Below are 15,696 nucleotides of genomic sequence, written 5' to 3' on the forward strand. Positions count from 1 at the left end.
ACGCACATCGCCCGACCCCGCCCTGGCCGCTGCCGAGGGCGCCGCTGCCGACACGGCCGCCTTCCTTCGCGAAGGTCGAGAAGAAGTCGATGCCCATCAGAAGTCCCACTCCGCGTCGTCGGCGGCCGTGCCGGCGGCCCCGGCGGCGACGGTGACGGCGGCGAACGAGGCGCCCGCCATGCCGGCCGTCAGGGTCGTCCCGTCGGCGGGGTCGATCAGCAGGAACGAACCGGTGCGCCGGGAGGACGCGTAGGCGTCGAGCGCGAGCGGCTCGGCGGTACGGACCACGACGCGGCCGATGTCGTTGGCGACGAGCTGACCGGGCGAGGGATGCTGGGACAGGTCGTCCAGCGTGAGCCGCGAGGGAATGTCCTTGACGATCGCCTTGACCGTGCGGGTGGTGTGCTTGAGCAGCACTCGCTGGCCCACGGTGAGCGGCCGGTCGGCGACGTGGCAGACGGTCGCCTCGACGTCCCGCGTGGTGTCCGGCGCTTCGACGGCGGGCGCGATCAGGTCGCCGCGCGAGATGTCCAGGTCGTCGGCGAGCCGCAGCGTCACGGACTGCGGTGCCCAGGCGACGTCGGCACCCTCGCCCAGCACGTCGATCCCGGCGATCGTCGACGTACGGCCCGAGGGCAGCACGGTGACGGTCTCGCCGACCCGCAGCACACCGGAGGCGATCTGCCCGGCGTATCCCCGGTAGTCGGGGTGCTCCGCGGTCTGCGGGCGGATCACGTACTGGACGGGGAAGCGGGCCGGGCCCTCGGTCAGGTCGTGGCTGACCGGCACGGTCTCCAGGTGCTCCAGGACCGTCGGGCCGCCGTACCAGTCCATGTGCGCGGACGGCTCCACGACGTTGTCACCGGCCAGCGCGGAGATCGGGATCGCGGCGATCTCGGGCACGCCGAGCGAGGCGGCGTACGCGGTGAACTCCTCGGCGATCGCGGCGAAGACGGGCTCCGCGTAATCCACGAGGTCCATCTTGTTCACGGCGAGCACCACGTGCGGGACGCGCAGGAGCGCGGCGACGGCGGCGTGCCTGCGGGTCTGCTCGACGACGCCGTTGCGTGCGTCGACCAGGACGACGGCGAGCTCGGCGGTGGAGGCGCCGGTGACCATGTTCCGGGTGTACTGCACATGGCCCGGGGTGTCGGCCAGGATGAACCGGCGGCGGGGCGTGGCGAAGTAGCGGTAGGCCACGTCGATGGTGATGCCCTGTTCGCGCTCGGCCCGCAGGCCGTCGGTCAGCAGCGCCAGGTCGGGCGCCTCCTGGCCGCGGTTGGCGGAGGCCAGCGCGACGGCTTCCAGCTGGTCGGTGAGGACCGACTTGGAGTCGTGCAGGAGACGTCCGACGAGGGTGGACTTGCCGTCGTCGACCGACCCGGCCGTGGCGAACCGCAGCAGGGTGGTGGCCGACAGGCGCTCGGCCAGCTGAATGGGTCCGGTCATTTTAGAAGTACCCCTCGCGCTTGCGGTCTTCCATCGCTGCCTCGGACATCTTGTCGTCGGCACGGGTCGCACCCCGCTCGGTGAGCCGGGAGGCGGCGATCTCGGTGATCACGTCGTCCAGCGTGGTGGCGTCGGAGTCGACGGCACCGGTGCACGACATGTCGCCGACCGTGCGGTAGCGGACCTTACGGGTCTCGACCTTCTCGTGGTCCTTGGGGCCGCCCCAGTCGCCCGCGGTGAGCCACATGCCGGAGCGGTTGAAGACCTCACGCTCGTGCGCGAAGTAGATCTCCGGGAGGTCGATGCCCTCACGCTCGATGTACTGCCAGACGTCGAGCTCGGTCCAGTTGGAGATCGGGAACACGCGGACGTGCTCGCCGGGGGCGTGCCGGCCGTTGTACAGCTGCCACAGCTCGGGGCGCTGGCGGCGGGGGTCCCACTGGGAGAACTCGTCGCGCAGCGAGAAGACGCGCTCCTTGGCCCGGGCCTTCTCCTCGTCGCGCCGGCCGCCGCCGAACACGGCGTCGAAGCGGTGCCGTTGGATGGCCTCGGTGAGCGGGACCGTCTGCAGCGGGTTGCGGGTGCCGTCGGGGCGCTCGCGGAGCTTGCCCGCGTCGATGTACTCCTGGACGGAGGCGACGTGCAGGCGCAGTCCGTGCTTCGCCACCGTCCGGTCGCGGTACTCCAGGACCTCGGGGAAGTTGTGCCCCGTGTCGACGTGCAGCAGTGTGAAGGGTATGGGGGCCGGTGCGAACGCCTTCAGTGCCAGGTGCAGCATCAGGATCGAGTCCTTGCCGCCGGAGAACAGGATCACCGGACGCTCGAACTCGCCCGCGACCTCGCGGAAGATGTGCACCGCCTCCGACTCCAGGGAGTCGAGATGGCTGAGCGCGTACGGGTGGACGGTGCCTTCCGGCACGGTGGCGACGGTGCTCACGACAGGCCCCTCTCGATGAGCAGCGCATGAAGCGCCGCTGCGGACTCCTGCACGGTCTGCCGGTGCGACTCGATCCGCAGATCCGGCGACTCGGGTGCCTCGTAGGGGTCGTCGACCCCGGTGAGGCCACTGATCTCGCCCGCCGCCTGCTTGGCGTACAACCCCTTCACATCGCGTACGGAGCACACCTCGACAGGAGTCGCGACATGCACCTCCAGATACGCGGTGCCCCCGGCCAGATGGCGCGTGCGCACCGCGTCACGGCTGTCGGCGTACGGCGCGATGACCGGCACGAGCACCTTCACGCCGTTGGCGGCCAGCAGTCCGGCGACGAAGCCGATCCGCTGGACGTTGGTGTGCCGGTCCTCGCGGGAGAAACCGAGGCCCGCGGAGAGGAACTCCCGGATCTCGTCACCGTCCAGGACCTCGACCCGGTGGCCCTCGCCACGCAGCCTGCCCGCCAGCTCGTACGCGATGGTGGTCTTGCCCGCGCTCGGCAGACCGGTGAGCCAGACGGTGGCTCCCGTCTCCGTCACGCTCATCGATACCTCCTGATCAGTCGTCATCAGCCGTGCAGTCCGCATTCGGTCTTCCCACGTCCGGCCCAGCGGCCGGCCCGTGCGTCCTCACCCTCCAGCACCCGACGGGTGCAGGGCGCGCAGCCGACGGAGGTGTAGCCGTCCATCAGCAGCGGGTTGGTCAGCACGCCGTGTTCGGCGACGTACGCGTCCACGTCGTCCTGGGTCCAGCGGGCGATCGGGGAGACCTTGACCTTGCGGCGCTTCTCGTCCCAGCCGACGACCGGCGTGCCCGCCCGGGTGGGGGACTCGTCGCGGCGCAGGCCGGTCGCCCAGGCGCCGTACGCGGTCAGGCCCTCTTCCAGCGGCTCGACCTTGCGCAGCGCGCAGCACAGATCGGGGTCGCGGTCGTGCAGCTTCGCCCCGTACAGGGCGTCCTGCTCGGCCACCGTCTGCCGCGGGGTCAGCGTGATGACGTTGACGTCCATCACCGCGTCGACCGCGTCCCGGGTGCCGATCGTCTCCTCGAAGTGGTAGCCGGTGTCGAGGAACACCACGTCCACGCCGGGGGCGACCCGGGAGGCGAGGTGCGCGACGACCGCGTCCTCCATGGAGGAGGTGACGCAGAACTTCCGGCCGAAGGTGTCGGTGGCCCACTTCAGGATGTCGAGCGCGGAGGCGTCCTCCAGCTCGCGCCCCGCACGCTCGGCCAGCTCCTTCAGGGCCTCGTCGGTGAGCTCGCCCGCCTGCAGCGTCTCCGTCATGTCCCTTCCCCCTCCACGTCGTTGCGCTGGAGTCCATGGGTCAGCAGACCCAGGAACTTCAGCTGGAACGCGCGATTGCAGGAAGCACATTCCCAGGCGCCGTGCCCCGCCTCGTGCGGGCGCAGGTCCTCGTCCCCGCAGTACGGGCAGTAGAACGGCGCGGCCCGCCCGCTCATGACAGGGACTCCGCACTGGCGCGGGCCGCCCAGGTGGCGAAGCGCTCGTCGTCCTCGCGCTCCTCCTGGAACCGGCCGAGCACCCGCTCGACGTAGTCGGGGAGTTCGGCCGAGGTGACCTTCAGGCCGCGGACCTTGCGGCCGAAGCCGGCCTCCAGGCCGAGCGCGCCGCCCAGGTGCACCTGGTAGCCCTCGACCTGGTTGCCGTCGGCGTCCAGCATCAGCTGTCCCTTGAGGCCGATGTCCGCGGTCTGGATGCGGGCGCAGGCGTTCGGGCAGCCGTTGATGTTGATGGTGAGCGGCTCCTCGAAGTCCGGCAGGCGGCGCTCCAGTTCGTCGATCAGCGCGGCTCCGCGGGCCTTCGTCTCGACGATCGCCAGCTTGCAGAACTCGATGCCGGTGCACGCCATCGTGCCGCGCCGGAACGTGGAGGGCCGCACCTGGAAGTCCAGCGCCTCCAGACCGGCGGACAGCGACTCGACCTGGTCCTGCTCCACGTCGAGGATGATCATCTTCTGCTCGACGGTGGTGCGCACCCGGCCCGAGCCGTGTGCCTCGGCCAGTTCCGCGATCTTGGCCAGGGTGGAGCCGTCCACCCGGCCGACGCGGGGTGCGAAGCCGACGTAGAAGCGGCCGTCCTGCTGCTGGTGGACGCCGATGTGGTCGCGCCAGCGGGAGGAGGGTTCCGCGGGGGCGGGACCGTCCAGCAGCGGACGCTCGAGGTACTCGTCCTCCAGCACCTGACGGAACTTGGCGGGACCCCAGTCGGCCATCAGGAACTTCAGACGGGCACGCGTACGGAGCCTGCGGTAGCCGTAGTCGCGGAAGATGCCGACCACACCGGCCCATACGTCGGCCACCTCGTCCAGCGGGACCCAGGTGCCCAGGCGTTCGGCCAGCCGCGGGTTCGTGGACAGACCGCCGCCGACCCAGAGGTCGAAACCGGGGCCGTGTTCGGGGTGGTCCACGCCCACGAAGGCGATGTCGTTGATCTCGTGCACCACGTCCTGGACGGGGGAACCGGAGATCGCCGTCTTGAACTTGCGCGGCAGGTTGGAGAACTCGGGGCTGCCGATGTAGCGCTCGTGGATCTCGTCGACCGCGGGCGTGCCGTCGATGATCTCGTCCGCGGCGATGCCCGCCACGGGCGAACCGATGATCACACGGGGGCAGTCGCCGCACGCCTCGGTGGTGGAGAGCCCGACGGCCTCCAGCTTCTCCCAGATCGCCGGGACATCCTCGATGCGGATCCAGTGCATCTGGACGTTCTGCCGGTCGGTGATGTCGGCCGTGCCGCGTGCGTACTGCTCGGAGATCTCACCGATCACCCGAAGCTGCGTGGTCGTCAGCCTTCCGCCGTCGATGCGCACCCGCAGCATGAAGTACGAGTCCTCGAGCTCCTCGGGCTCCAGCACGGCGGTCTTGCCGCCGTCGATGCCGGCCCGGCGCTGCGTGTAGAGGCCCCACCAGCGCATCCGGCCGCGCAGGTCGTTCGGGTCGATGGAGTCGAAGCCGCGCTTGGAGTAGATCGTCTCGATGCGCGTCCGCACGTTGAGACTGTCATCGTCCTTCTTGAACTGTTCGTTCCCGTTGAGTGGGGTGAAGTGACCCATGGCCCACTGACCTTCGCCACGGTGCCGGCCGGCCTTGCGGCGGGGCGTGGTGGTAGCAGGCTGTTCGGGGCTGGCGGCCATGGCAAATACGTCCTTCGGGACTGCAGGAGGGCGGCTCTGAACTGCACACTCGCGTGAGGCGCGGCGGTGCGCAGGGGTGATGTGGAGATCGGGGTTCGCGGCGGTGCTGGAGTCTTTCAGCGGGCCGGACAGATAGCGCTGGACATGCGGCCGAGGTCGACGTGCCGCCGACTCACCAGGGCAACTCCAGTTCCAGACATGACGGAAGCGTGTCACGCGCCTCTTGGGCCAGTCCACCGCGATCCATTATGTGGACGAGATGGTCCCGGGATGTGAGACGCTGTGGTGTCTGTCACGTGTGGGCCGTCGGCAAAGCCGTTTCGTCAGTACGAAGCCTCGCCGTGAGCACCCGGCCAGGGGCCCGGATGGGCCACGTCGGGCTCCCGCTCGGTCCGCGTGTCGAAGAGCCGGAAACCGCGCCGCAGGTAGTTGTCCATCGCGTGCGGACCGTCCTCGGAACAGGTGTGCACCCACACCCGCTCGGTGGGCATCCGGCCGGGATGCCGCTCGGCGAGGTCCCAGGCGCGCGCCACCCCGTACGACAGCAGGTGGCCGCCGATCCGGCGGCCGCGGAAGGCCGGGATCAGCCCGAAGTAGGCGATCTCCACCACGCCGCCCTCCTGCGAGTCGAGCTCGATGAATCCGGCGGGCGTCCCGTTCTCGTACGCCACCCAGGTCTCGCCTCCCGGCCGCTCCAGGATCTCCTGCCACTGCGTGTACGTCAGGCCCAGCCGGTCGGTCCAGCGGACGTCGCCGCCCACCGCGGTGTACAGGAAGCGGCTGAACTCGGGCAGCGGTGTCTCGGACCGTACGATCCGCACCCCGGCCGGGGGACCGCCGGCGGCACGCAGATCGGCGGGCGACGTCTGCTCCAGGGACCAGATCGTCACCTCGGAGGTGGGAACCCCGGAGACGGGAACGGCGGGGGAGGGAGACGCCGCAGCGGCGGGACGCGGGGGACCAGGGGGGTGCAGGGGGTTGCTCATGGCGGCCAGAGAATCATGCCGTCCGTCCGCCGCCCAACCCGGCCCGCTCAGACCGCGCCCGCGGCCGTACGTGTCCTGACCACCACCGGAGCCGTCGAGCGGGGCAACAGGTCGGACGGCAGCTCCGGTTGGATCACCTCCACCTCCACCTCCTCGCCGAAGCGGTACGGGCGGTGCGCGAGCACCTCCGCGAGATGGCGCCGTATCCGCGAGATCTCGGCCCGCACCGTCACCGTCCTGGTCGGGTCGCCGAAGACGTCCCCGGCGAGCTCCGCCGCGGTGCGCCCCTCCCGGTGCAGGGCCAGCGCGAACAGCAGCTCCGCGTGACGCGGCGACAGCTGCCGGGACCAGGTGCCCACCGGCCCCGTCACACGGACCGTGAGCCCCCGCTCCCGGCGCAGGTCGAGCACCACCCGCCGGGGCGGCCCGTCCGGCGAACCGTCCGCGACCCGCACCAGCCAGCCGCCCGGCAGCGGCTCCACCCGGCACATCCCGAGCGAGGCCAGCCACACCTGTCCCGGCCGCATCGCCTTCGGCAGCGGCAGCCGGTCCACGGGTGGCATGCCGCTGACCGCGGCCAGCCGGCCATGGGTGTCCACCACCAGGGCCCGGCCGCCCAGCCGGCACAGGATCGGGGCCGCCACCGACCGCAGCCGCTCGATCGCCACCAGGTGCCGGTTGCGCAGCTCGCTCTCCGCGAGCGCGGCCACCGAGCCGACCAGGGCCAGTGTCGTGGGATGGAAGGTGGACGCGGGGCCGCTCACGTCGACGATGCCCATCAGGCTGCCGTCGCGCGGATCGCGCACCGGGGCCGCCGCGCAGGTCCAGGTGTGCAGGGCACGGAGGAAGTGCTCGGCCGAGTGGACCTGGATGGGGGCGCGGGTGGCGAGCGCGGTCCCGATGGCGTTCGTCCCCGTCGTCGACTCCGACCAGGCGGCACCCTCCTCCAGGCAGATGTCCTTGGCCCGGCGCAGCACGGCCGCGTTGCCCTGGCGCCACAGGACCCGGCCCTCGTCGTCGGTGACGACCATGATCTGCTGCACCGCGTCCGCGATGGTGGCCAGCCCGTCCCGCAGCAGTGGCATCACCTCACCGAGGGGCGAACTCCTGCGCCGGTGCTCGATCTCGTCCGTCTCCAGCAGCCTGCTCTCCGTCGACTGCCCGGGATCGACACCGCTGCGCAGCACCCGGTCCCAGGACGCGTCGATCTCCGCGCGCGGGCCTGTCGCCGCGCGCTCACCCGCCAGCCTGGCCTCCCGGGTCCGGTGGACCAGGCGCGTCGTCACCGCCGAGTACGGGCCGGCCGCCGGTCGCGGCGCCGCGACGGGGCTTGTTTCCATGACGGATTCCCCCAATGAAACGTGGGCCCGGTCCGGAACGGGGTACCGGACCCGAGACCTATCCTTGCGTGCCGCGGGTCCCGCTGCCCGGCTCTCCACACAATGGTTGCAACCCTTTGCAACTCTGGTGGCCGGGCACGGACCGTAGGAGAATGGGGCGACACCGTGCGCGGAGTCCTCGACCCCGTAGCGCGGTGGTGCGGAAGCGTGGAGGGTGGTGCCGTGTCGGCGCAGCACCACCCTCCGTCGTTCACCCCGCCGGCGGACTACCGCTCCTGCGCCCGCGCGCGCTCCACGACCGAGGCCAGATCCAGGCTGTGCGGCAGCGTTCCGAACGCCGAGCCCCAGTCCCCGCCCAGCCGCGAGGCGCAGAACGCGTCCGCCACCTCCGCCGGGGCCCAGCGCAGCAGCAGCGAGCCCTGCAGCACGAGCGCCATCCGCTCCACCAGCCGCCGGGCCCGCGCCTCGACCGCGTCCAGATCCGCCAGCTCGGTCAGCAGGTCCTTGATCGCCGCATCGAGGCGGTGATCGGCGCCGCGCGCCTTTCCCACCTCCCGCAGGAACGCGTCGAGCGCCCGCGGCTCGCGTTGCAGGGCCCGCAGCACATCGAGCGCCTGTACGTTGCCCGAGCCCTCCCAGATCGAGTTGAGCGGGGCCTCGCGCAGCAGCCGGGGCATCCCGGACTCCTCCACGTACCCGTTGCCGCCGAGGCACTCCAGGGCCTCGCCGACCACCGCGCCGCACCGCTTGGTCACCCAGTACTTGGCGGTCGGGACCGCGATCCGCAGGAAGGCGCGCTCCTCCTCCGTGTCCGCGTCGTACGCGGCGGCCAGCCGCAGTGCGAGCGTCGTCGCCGCCTCCGACTCCAGGGCGAGATCGGCCAGTACGTTGCGCATCAGCGGCTTCTCGACCAGCAGCCCGCCGAACGCGCTGCGGTGCGCGGTGTGATGGATCGCCTGCGCCACCGCCTGCCGCATCAGGGCCGCCGAACCCACCACGCAGTCCAGCCGGGTCGCCGCCACCATCTCGATGATGGTGCGTACCCCGCGCCCCTCCTCGCCGACCCGGCGGGCCCAGGTCCCGTCGAACTCCACCTCGCCGGAGGCGTTGGACCTGTTGCCCAGCTTGTCCTTGAGCCGCTGGATCGCGAACGGGTTGCGGGCACCGTCCGGCAGGACACGTGGCACGAGGAAGCAGCTCAGCCCGCCCGGCGCCTGCGCCAGCACCAGGAACCCGTCGGACATGGGCGCCGAGCAGAACCACTTGTGCCCCGTGAGCAGGTACTCCCCCTCGCCGGCCAGCGGCTCGGCCCGGGTGGTGTTGGAGCGCACGTCCGTGCCGCCCTGCTTCTCGGTCATGCCCATCCCGAAGAGCACACCGGCCTTCTGCGACGCAGGGCGCAGCCCTTCCTCGTACACGTGCGAGGTCAGCAGCGGCTCCCACTCGGCGGCCAGCGCCGGGTCGGTCCGCAGGGCAGGGACCGCCGCGTGCGTCATCGACAGCGGGCAGCCGTGGCCCGCCTCGGCCTGCGTCCAGACCAGGAACCCGGCCGCCCGCCGGACATGCCCGCCCGGTCTGCCCCAGGCGTCGGTCAGACCGGCGACGACCGCGTGTCCCAGCAGCCGGTGCCAGGCCGGATGGAACTCCACTTCGTCGATGCGGTGCCCGTACCGGTCGTGCGTACGCAGCTTCGGCGGGTTCTCGTTCGCCTGCGCACCCCATGCCTGGGCCTGGGCGGAGCCGGCGGAGAGTCCCAGCGCTCCGAGTTCCTTCCGCGCGTCGGCGAGGATTCCGGGCTCCAGATGCCGTTCGACGGCCTCGGTCAGGGCGCGGTCGGCGGCGAAGACGTCATAGCCGACCAGCGGCGGAACCTGGTTGGTCACTGTGTGGGTGGTTGCTGCCATGCCGATACGGTAAGGAGGTGCAGGCAGCAAATGAAACACCCGAGCGGCCACCGGGTCGGCTCCACCGGGCTCGAGTCCTCTACCGCAACGTATCCAAGCGGCAGATGGCATGGCAGTTGCTCAAGGACACGGTCAATTCGTGCATCGAGTACCGCATCCTCGGCCTCGCGGCCGAGGCGGCGTTCTTCACACTGCTGTCCCTGCCGCCGCTGCTGCTCGGCCTGATCGGGCTGCTCGGATACGTCGACGACTGGACGGCCACCACCACGGTCGCCTCCATCGAGCGCAACATCCTGGCCGCGGTACAGACGGTGCTCTCCGAGCGGGGCGTCAACGACATCGCCAGGCCGCTGATGGACGACGTCACCCACGGCGCGCGCCCCGACGTCATCTCCATCGGCTTCGCGATCGCCCTCTGGTCGGGATCGCGCGCGGTGAACGTCTTCATCGACACCATCACCGTGATGTACGGGCTCGACGGACACCGCGGCATCGTCAAGACCCGGCTGCTCGCCTTCCTGCTGTACGTGGTCGCGCTGCTGCTGGGGGCGGTGGTGCTGCCGCTGCTGGTGGTCGGTCCCGACCGGGTGGTGGAGTTCGTCCCGTGGGGCACCGAGGTGCTCGCCGTCCTGTACTGGCCGTTGGTCATCGTGCTGTCCATCGCCTTCCTCACGACGCTCTACCACGTGTCCGTGCCCGTCCGTTCGCCGTGGACGGAGGACATCCCGGGGGCGCTCGTGGCACTCGCGATGTGGGTGATGGGCAGCTTCCTGCTCCGGATCTACCTCACGAGCACGGTCGAGGGCCCCACGATCTACGGGTCGCTGGCCGCACCCATCGCCGTCCTGCTCTGGATAGGCATCTCCGCTTTCGCCGTACTGGTCGGCGCGGCGGTGAACGCCGCGATCGACCATGTGTGGCCGTCACTGGCCACCGCCGCGGCGCGAGCGGCCACGGAGCGGGTGCGCGCGGCACAGGCCGCGGAGCTGGTCGCCCGCGCCCAGGCGGGCCACTGGGACGCCTGGGCGGACGACGAGGAGGACGACGTCTGCATGCCCTCCGAATTCCCGGAGCGCTGGTCGCGCTTCCTGCCCCCGGACGACGTGAAGTCCCGGCTGCACGCGGGCCGGGAGACGAGGGAGGCGAAGGACACCCAGGACACTCAGGACACCAAGGACCTCGGGATACCCGGGAGCACCCCCACCGACCAGGAAGGCCGGTAGCCCGGGGCCGACGCCCCGCGAGGCCGCTCCGGCCCGGGACGCTGCCTACCCTTGTGGACATGAGCGGGCCATACACCGAGCGGCCGACCGGGTGGGGCGGTGCGCTCGTCTGGACCTGGCGAGGGCCCCGCGGGCCCGAACGCCCGGTGCTGCCCGACGGCTGCATGGACCTGATCTGGGCCGACGGCCTGCTGCTCGTCGCCGGACCTGACACCCGTGCCGTCCAGGTGCCGGACACCGGCGACGGGCTCTGCGCGGGCGTCCGCTTCGCCCCCGGCACGGCGCCCGCGCTCCTCGGCGTACCGGCCCACGAACTCCGCGACCGGCGGGTCGCCCTGGCCGCGCTCTGGCAGGGTGCGGAGGTCCGCAGGCTCACCGAGCGGATGGAGGGGGCGGCCGACCCGGCCGCCGCACTGGAGGGCGCCGTCCTGAGCAGGGCGGCCGGCACGGAGCCGCCGGACCCGCTCATGGTGTCCGTCGCCGGCCGGCTGGATCAGGGGCACTCCGTCGCCGCCACCGCACGGGCCGCCGGTCTCGGCGCACGCCAGCTGCACCGCCGCTCCCTGGCCGCGTTCGGCTACGGGCCCAAGACACTGGCCAGGATCCTGCGGCTGCAGCGGGCCCTGGCCCTCGTACGGGCCGGGACGCCGTACGCCGGGGCCGCGTACGCCGCGGGCTGCACCGACCAGGCCCACCTGGCCCGTGAGGTGCGGGACCTGACCGGCACGACGCTCGGCGGCTATCTGGCCGGACTGGGCTACGGGGCGGCCGGTGCGCTCGGTGCGAAGAGCGACACGGCACAGCCGTCGGGGTCCAGGACGACCGCGTAGCGCTGCCCCCAGACGGCGTCCCAGGGTTCGAGGTGGCCCCGGTAACCGGCACCGGTCAGTCCGGCGTACACCGTGTCGACCTCCGCCGGGCCGTCGCAGAGGAAGGCGAGACCGAGCCGCTCGCCTCCCTCGGCCGCCGGGGCCCAGCCGGGGTCGACGGAGCGGGCGACGTCCTCGGTGTCCCACATCAGCCGCTGACCGCCCGGAAGGGTCACCTCGACATGGGGTGCGGATTCGGCGCCGGCCGGGATGCCGAGGCCGAGCCGGCGGTAGAAGGCGAGCGAGGCGGCCAGGTCGGCGGTGGTGACGGAGATCGCGTCGAATCGTGGAGTCATGGCCCGAACCTATGCGGGCGGCTCCGTCGCGTCTTGTAGGAAACGGTCATCCGCGCGGGTGCGGCGGCCGGCCGTCCGGGCCGCCCGCCGCACCCGTCTCACGCCGTGCAGACGTCCGGCGAGGAGCCCGGGTCCGTCAGCGCCAGACCCAGCTGGGCGCGTTCCGTCAGCCAGCGGGACGGGCGGTGGCGCGGATCGCCGGTCGTGGCGTGCAGGGCCCGCTGCAGCTCCAGCATCCGGGCGGCGCCGATCCTGTCGCCCCAGGCCAGCGGCCCCACCGGGTAGCCGAGCCCGGCCGTCACCGCCAGGTCGATGTCCGCCGGGGCGGCGAGCGAGCGCTCCGCGATCGATGCGGCGACGGACACCACCGAGGCGAGCAGCCGCTGCGCCACCGAACCCGCCGTGTCCCGCACGACCGACACCGCGTACGGCTCCTCGCCGTCCGCCGCGCGGGCCAGCACCGCGCGGGCGTCCCGTGCGGCGGCCGGGTCCGCGGCGGGCGTCACCGCGAGCACCCGGCGGCGCCCCGCGGCGGGCAGCGGGTCCACACCGAAGGTGCGTCCGGCGGGCAGCCCCAGCGAGGCCACCGCCGCGGCGACCGTGGTCCCCCAGACCGGCACCAGCACGATCGCGTCGGCCGAGGGCGCGGGGCCGGCCCCGACGGTGGCTCCGGCGGAGGCCAGGGCCTCGCGGAGCGCCGCGGAGCCGGGGGCCTCCGGGCCGGCCAGGAACAGCGGCCGGTCCGCGTCGCCCGTCACCGGCGGCTCCGCCTCCGGTCCCGGGGCGCCGGGGCCGTACGCGAACCAGCCCCGCCCGGTCTTGCGGCCGTGCAGCCCCGCGGCCACCCGGTTCGGGGTCAGGTACGAGGGGCGCAGCCGGTCCTCCTGGCGGAAGCCCTGCCAGATGGAATCGATCACCGTCGCCGTCACGTCGAGCCCGGTGAGGTCCATCAGCTCGAACGGGCCCATCCGCAGCCCCAGCACGTCCCGGGCGATCCGGTCGATGCCGGCGGGGTCGGCCACCGACTCCTCCAGCAGGGCCAGGGCCTCGGTCACCAGACCGCGTCCGGCGTGGTTGACCAGGAAGCCCGGGGTGTCGGCGACCGTGACCGCGCGGTGGCCGCAGCTCTCGACCAGCGCGGTGAGGGCCGGCGGGATCTCCGGACGCGTCGCGGCGCCCGGTACGACCTCGACGATCCTCATCAGCGGTACGGGGTTGAAGAAGTGCAGCCCCGCCAGCCGCGTCGGGTCCGCCAGGGTGGCCGCGATCGCGGTCACCGACAGGGACGAGGTGTTGGTCGCGAAGACGGCGGAGGCGGGCAGCGCCTGCTCCAGCTTCCCGAACACCTCGGCCTTGGTGTCCAGGTCCTCCCGCACGGCCTCGACGGCCAGCTCGACGTCCGGTCCCTGCTCCCAGGGGTCTTCCAACGGGACCAGCCGGTCCAGGGCGGCGTCCCGGTCCCCGGCGGACATCCGCCCCTTCTCCACCGCACGCTCCAGCATGGACCGTACGAAGCCGACGGCCGCGGTCACCGCCTCCGGCCGGACGTCGCACAGCTCGACGGTGTGTCCGCCGGTCGCCGCCCACTGGGCGATACCGCGGCCCATGGCTCCGGCGCCGACGATCCTGATACGCATGGCAGTTACGGTCCTCTCGGGGTGGGGATCGGGGGTGCTCTCCGGTTCGGGGGAGTGTTCTCAGCGAAGATAGACGCGGCCGGGGTCGATGTCCTCCCGCAGGAGCCGCAGCTCCGCCGCCGTCGGCGGTGGCACGGTCCCGAGCTCGGCGGACACCTCCAGGTCCCAGCCGGTCGCCTCCCGGACCTGCTCGACCGTGACCCCCGGGTGGACGGCGATCAGCCTCAGCTCCTCGCCGATGCCCGTGCGGGCCAGGATGCCCAGCTCCGTGATGACCCGGGTGACGCCGACGCCCAGCGGCCTGATGCCCTCCGCGCGTGCGCGGTCCGGACCCGGAGTGGTGCAGAAGTCCAGGGCCTCGGTGAAGGAGCGCGGATGGTGACGGCGCATCACCACGAAGACCTCACGGGAGTTGGCCATCACCTCGATACCGCCGCCGGAACCCGGCAGCCGCACCTGAGGGCTCTCCCAGTCGCCGATCACGGAGGTGTTCAGGTTGCCCCACCGGTCGATCTGGGCGGCACCCAGGAAGCCCACGTCGATGTGGCCGCCCTGCAGGACGCAGCCGAACAGTGCCGGCATGGACAGCACCGCCTCCGCACCCGAGATGAGCACGGCGTCGGCGATGGTCTCCGGCAGATGCGAGGGGTGTGCGCCGCAGACCCCGGACTCGTACACGACCTCGATCCGCGGGGCGACCGTCAGACGGGCCAGCTCGGTGGCGAGCGTCGGCAGCCCGATGCCGGCGAACACCGTGCGGCGCGAGGCCAGTTCCCGGGAGGCGACGACGGAGAGCAGCTCCGAGGACGTGACGGTGTCCGGCCGGGGGGTGGTGGTCGTCATGGTCCGCTCCTTCTCGTGGTCCGCGACCCGGTGGTCCGCGCTCACAGTCGCCGTCCGTAGTTCACCGGCTCGCTCAGCGCCTCGCCGACCGCGAGGCCCGCCCAGAACTCCTCGCCCAGCTTGTCGACGTACTCGGCGTGGTCGGCCGTTCCGTACACCCACTCCGCCAGCCATTCCCGGAGCCGCTCCGGGTCCTTGCTGATGTGCGACCAGGCCCGGTAGAAGTCGTTGTCACGGTCGTAATAGCCCTGGGCGAAGGACGGGTGGGCGCCGCGCGGGCACACCACGACGGCGTCCACGGCGTGGGAGGGGACGAGCGTGCGGTTGGGGTCCGAGCGGACGACCTCGTCCCCGACGACCTCCTCCACGACCACGATCGCCTTGTCCGCGGCGTACACCGCCTCCGCCTGGATGCCGGTGAGCCCCCAGATCTGGGTGTTGCCCCTGCGGTCCGCCCGCTGCGCGTGGATGATCGTCACATCCGGGTTCACGGGCGGTACGACGTAGATCTGCTCCGCTTCGCCGTCCGGGCCCGGGTAGGGCGAGGTCACCTTGCGCAGGGCGCTGTTGACGGACGGCAGATCGCTGCCGCCGTAGCTGCGCAGCGGATAGAACGGCAGCCGCTGCGAACCGGCGAGGTAGCGGCAGACCATCCCGTAGTGGCTGTACTCCTCGAAGGCGAGCGGTGCCGGGTCCGCGCGCTCGATCCTGCGCCGGAGCTCTCCGAGCGAACCGGCGGAGGAGTTGCCCACGAAGGAGGAGACCAGCCGCGAGACACAGCCCGCGGCGATCATCTGGTCCACCACGATGTCGGCCGTCATCCGGACGACGGTGAGGTCCCGGCGTCCCTGGCGGATGATCTCGTGCCCGGCGGCGGTCGGGACGAGGTGGGTGAAGCCCTCCAGGCTGACGGTGGCGCCGTCGTGCACGAAGGCCGCGACGGCCTCCTTCATCGACATGACTTTGCTGGGCCCGTCGGCCCTGTCCGTCCGTTCCACGGTGCTCCTCGGCGAGGTGTGTGCTGGTCCGCACCACCGTGTCAGCGGGCATTGATTGCTGT

General features: G+C 72.0%; 16 protein-coding genes. 2 read left to right on the forward strand and 14 right to left on the reverse strand.

Annotated features, from left to right (window positions below):
* Window positions 1-96: 96 nt before the first annotated feature.
* The 10 genes from AB0F38_RS09405 to AB0F38_RS09450 all read right to left on the reverse strand — a co-directional run bounded on the left by AB0F38_RS09405 (window position 97) and on the right by AB0F38_RS09450 (window position 9,768).
* Complete coding sequence (locus AB0F38_RS09405; protein ID WP_361889214.1) at window positions 97-1,449, reverse strand: GTP-binding protein; 1,353 nt, start codon at window positions 1,447-1,449, stop codon at window positions 97-99.
* A gap of 1 nt (window position 1,450) precedes the next feature.
* Entirely contained in the window at window positions 1,451-2,386 is a 936-nt protein-coding gene (gene cysD / locus AB0F38_RS09410; RefSeq protein WP_361889216.1) for a sulfate adenylyltransferase subunit CysD, read from the reverse strand.
* Complete coding sequence (gene cysC, locus AB0F38_RS09415) at window positions 2,383-2,952, reverse strand: adenylyl-sulfate kinase (RefSeq protein ID WP_361889219.1); 570 nt, start codon at window positions 2,950-2,952, stop codon at window positions 2,383-2,385. Before cysC ends, cysD begins: the two co-directional genes overlap by 4 nt.
* On the reverse strand, window positions 2,952-3,668 hold the full coding sequence (locus tag AB0F38_RS09420) for a phosphoadenylyl-sulfate reductase (protein WP_361889222.1): 717 nt from the start codon (window positions 3,666-3,668) through the stop codon (window positions 2,952-2,954). The genes cysC and AB0F38_RS09420 overlap by 1 nt, the downstream gene beginning before the upstream one ends.
* Window positions 3,665-3,844: a hypothetical protein gene (locus tag AB0F38_RS09425; protein ID WP_361889225.1), complete on the reverse strand. Its 180-nt coding sequence runs from the start codon at window positions 3,842-3,844 to the stop codon at window positions 3,665-3,667. Before AB0F38_RS09425 ends, AB0F38_RS09420 begins: the two co-directional genes overlap by 4 nt.
* Window positions 3,841-5,538: a nitrite/sulfite reductase gene (locus AB0F38_RS09430; protein WP_361889229.1), complete on the reverse strand. Its 1,698-nt coding sequence runs from the start codon at window positions 5,536-5,538 to the stop codon at window positions 3,841-3,843. Before AB0F38_RS09430 ends, AB0F38_RS09425 begins: the two co-directional genes overlap by 4 nt.
* A 116-nt stretch (window positions 5,539-5,654) precedes the next feature.
* Window positions 5,655-5,738 carry a putative leader peptide gene (locus AB0F38_RS09435; protein ID WP_361889840.1) on the reverse strand — a complete coding sequence of 28 codons (84 nt, stop codon included), beginning with the start codon at window positions 5,736-5,738 and terminating at the stop codon, window positions 5,655-5,657.
* A 123-nt stretch (window positions 5,739-5,861) separates the two neighbouring features.
* Window positions 5,862-6,524 carry a GNAT family N-acetyltransferase gene (locus tag AB0F38_RS09440; RefSeq protein WP_361889232.1) on the reverse strand — a complete coding sequence of 221 codons (663 nt, stop codon included), beginning with the start codon at window positions 6,522-6,524 and terminating at the stop codon, window positions 5,862-5,864.
* Window positions 6,525-6,571: 47 nt separating this feature from the next.
* Entirely contained in the window at window positions 6,572-7,864 is a 1,293-nt protein-coding gene (locus tag AB0F38_RS09445) for a GAF domain-containing protein (RefSeq protein ID WP_361889235.1), read from the reverse strand.
* Between the two features lie 266 nt (window positions 7,865-8,130).
* Complete coding sequence (locus AB0F38_RS09450) at window positions 8,131-9,768, reverse strand: acyl-CoA dehydrogenase family protein (RefSeq protein ID WP_361889238.1); 1,638 nt, start codon at window positions 9,766-9,768, stop codon at window positions 8,131-8,133.
* Window positions 9,769-9,785: 17 nt separating this feature from the next.
* On the opposite strand from AB0F38_RS09450, the gene AB0F38_RS09455 reads away from it, so the two are divergent.
* A complete protein-coding gene (locus AB0F38_RS09455) occupies window positions 9,786-10,991 on the forward strand; it encodes a YihY/virulence factor BrkB family protein (protein ID WP_361889241.1) in 1,206 nt (401 codons plus the stop codon).
* 59 nt (window positions 10,992-11,050) lie between these two features.
* The gene (locus AB0F38_RS09460) at window positions 11,051-11,821 is read left to right on the forward strand and encodes a DUF6597 domain-containing transcriptional factor (protein WP_361889243.1); all 771 of its coding nucleotides are present in this window, start codon (window positions 11,051-11,053) and stop codon (window positions 11,819-11,821) included.
* Here the strand turns inward: AB0F38_RS09460 and AB0F38_RS09465 are convergent.
* The 4 genes from AB0F38_RS09465 to AB0F38_RS09480 all read right to left on the reverse strand — a co-directional run bounded on the left by AB0F38_RS09465 (window position 11,749) and on the right by AB0F38_RS09480 (window position 15,595).
* Window positions 11,749-12,156 (reverse strand): VOC family protein, encoded by a 408-nt coding sequence (locus tag AB0F38_RS09465; RefSeq protein WP_361889245.1) that lies wholly within the window; start codon window positions 12,154-12,156, stop codon window positions 11,749-11,751. The two genes, AB0F38_RS09460 and AB0F38_RS09465, sit on opposite strands and share 73 nt — an antisense overlap.
* Before the next feature lie 98 nt (window positions 12,157-12,254).
* The gene (locus AB0F38_RS09470; RefSeq protein WP_361889248.1) at window positions 12,255-13,793 is read right to left on the reverse strand and encodes a 3-hydroxyacyl-CoA dehydrogenase; all 1,539 of its coding nucleotides are present in this window, start codon (window positions 13,791-13,793) and stop codon (window positions 12,255-12,257) included.
* A 60-nt stretch (window positions 13,794-13,853) separates the two neighbouring features.
* Window positions 13,854-14,636 carry a CoA-transferase gene (locus AB0F38_RS09475; protein ID WP_361889251.1) on the reverse strand — a complete coding sequence of 261 codons (783 nt, stop codon included), beginning with the start codon at window positions 14,634-14,636 and terminating at the stop codon, window positions 13,854-13,856.
* A gap of 41 nt (window positions 14,637-14,677) precedes the next feature.
* Complete coding sequence (locus AB0F38_RS09480; RefSeq protein WP_361889843.1) at window positions 14,678-15,595, reverse strand: CoA-transferase; 918 nt, start codon at window positions 15,593-15,595, stop codon at window positions 14,678-14,680.
* Between the last annotated feature and the right edge of the window lie 101 nt (window positions 15,596-15,696).

Source organism: Streptomyces sp. NPDC025273 (assembly GCF_040638585.1).
In the GTDB taxonomy this organism is placed as follows: Bacteria; Actinomycetota; Actinomycetes; order Streptomycetales; family Streptomycetaceae; genus Streptomyces; species Streptomyces cinereorectus.

Bases quoted from the DNA above. Each gene is read 5' to 3' on its own strand.
- AB0F38_RS09405 (WP_361889214.1), bottom strand. From the start codon at position 1,449: ATGACCGGACCCATTCAGCTGGCCGAGCGCCTGTCGGCCACCACCCTG.
- cysC (WP_361889219.1), bottom strand. From the start codon at position 2,952: ATGACGACTGATCAGGAGGTATCGATGAGCGTGACGGAGACGGGAGCC.
- AB0F38_RS09420 (WP_361889222.1), bottom strand. From the start codon at position 3,668: ATGACGGAGACGCTGCAGGCGGGCGAGCTCACCGACGAGGCCCTGAAG.
- AB0F38_RS09425 (WP_361889225.1), bottom strand. From the start codon at position 3,844: ATGAGCGGGCGGGCCGCGCCGTTCTACTGCCCGTACTGCGGGGACGAG.
- AB0F38_RS09430 (WP_361889229.1), bottom strand. From the start codon at position 5,538: ATGGCCGCCAGCCCCGAACAGCCTGCTACCACCACGCCCCGCCGCAAG.
- AB0F38_RS09435 (WP_361889840.1), bottom strand. From the start codon at position 5,738: ATGTCTGGAACTGGAGTTGCCCTGGTGAGTCGGCGGCACGTCGACCTC.
- AB0F38_RS09440 (WP_361889232.1), bottom strand. From the start codon at position 6,524: ATGAGCAACCCCCTGCACCCCCCTGGTCCCCCGCGTCCCGCCGCTGCG.
- AB0F38_RS09445 (WP_361889235.1), bottom strand. From the start codon at position 7,864: ATGGAAACAAGCCCCGTCGCGGCGCCGCGACCGGCGGCCGGCCCGTAC.
- AB0F38_RS09450 (WP_361889238.1), bottom strand. From the start codon at position 9,768: ATGGCAGCAACCACCCACACAGTGACCAACCAGGTTCCGCCGCTGGTC.
- AB0F38_RS09460 (WP_361889243.1), top strand. From the start codon at position 11,051: ATGAGCGGGCCATACACCGAGCGGCCGACCGGGTGGGGCGGTGCGCTC.
- AB0F38_RS09465 (WP_361889245.1), bottom strand. From the start codon at position 12,156: ATGACTCCACGATTCGACGCGATCTCCGTCACCACCGCCGACCTGGCC.
- AB0F38_RS09470 (WP_361889248.1), bottom strand. From the start codon at position 13,793: ATGCGTATCAGGATCGTCGGCGCCGGAGCCATGGGCCGCGGTATCGCC.
- AB0F38_RS09475 (WP_361889251.1), bottom strand. From the start codon at position 14,636: ATGACGACCACCACCCCCCGGCCGGACACCGTCACGTCCTCGGAGCTG.
- AB0F38_RS09480 (WP_361889843.1), bottom strand. From the start codon at position 15,595: ATGTCGATGAAGGAGGCCGTCGCGGCCTTCGTGCACGACGGCGCCACC.